Origin of the sequence: Paraburkholderia sp. CNPSo 3274 (genome assembly GCF_024206475.1) — a bacterium.
Taxonomy (GTDB): Bacteria; Pseudomonadota; Gammaproteobacteria; order Burkholderiales; family Burkholderiaceae; genus Paraburkholderia.
Window position 1 is genome coordinate 1 of sequence record NZ_JAMBPR010000240.1, and the last position, 813, is coordinate 813.

Below are 813 nucleotides of genomic sequence, written 5' to 3' on the forward strand. Positions count from 1 at the left end.
TGCGTCGAGTTCAGCGCCGCGAGCTGGCCCGTGCTCAGACCCGAGACCTGTGCGCTCGTCAGCAGGTTCACCGACAGCGTCGCCAGCTGCGACGTCGTCAGCGCGTTCAGCGCCGTCGAGGTCAGCGACTGCACTTGCGACGACGTCAGCTGGCCAACACCCGCCGAACCCAGTGCCTGCACTTCAGCCGTGGTCAGCGCGTTCAGGTCAGCCGTGCCGAGCTGCGCGACCTGGCTGGACGTCAGTGCCGCGATGGCCGCCGAACCCAGACCGTTCACGACCTGGTTCGTGCTCAGCGCCTTGATGTCAGCCGAACCCAGCTGCTGGACCTGGCTCGAAATCAGGCTCGACAGCTGGCCCGTGCTCAGGCCGGCCACCTGACCCGTCGTCAGCGAGGCGATCGCCAGCGTTGCGAGCTGGGCCGTGCTCAGCGCGTTCAGCGCCGTCGTGCTCAGCGACTGCACCTGCGTGCTGGTCAGCGAGGCAATGCCTGCCGTGCCAAGACCGTTCACGAGCTGGCTCGTGCTCAGCGCCTTGAGGTCAGCCGAGTTCAGTTGCCGCACCTGCGTCGAGTTCAGCGCCGCGAGCTGGCCCGTGCTCAGACCCGAGACCTGTGCGCTCGTCAGCAGGTTCACCGACAGCGTCGCCAGCTGCGACGTCGTCAGCGCGTTCAGCGCCGTCGAGGTCAGCGACTGCACTTGCGACGACGTCAGCTGGCCAACACCCGCCGAACCCAGTGCCTGCACTTCAGCCGTGGTCAGCGCGTTCAGGTCAGCCGTGCCGAGCTGCGCGACCTGGCTGGACGTCAGTGCC

Annotated in this window: 1 pseudogene; it reads right to left on the bottom strand. The window is 67.8% G+C overall.

The features are described 5' to 3' along the window. Window positions 1–813: pseudogene (locus tag M3I54_RS44455) on the bottom strand (heme utilization protein); the annotation flags it as partial.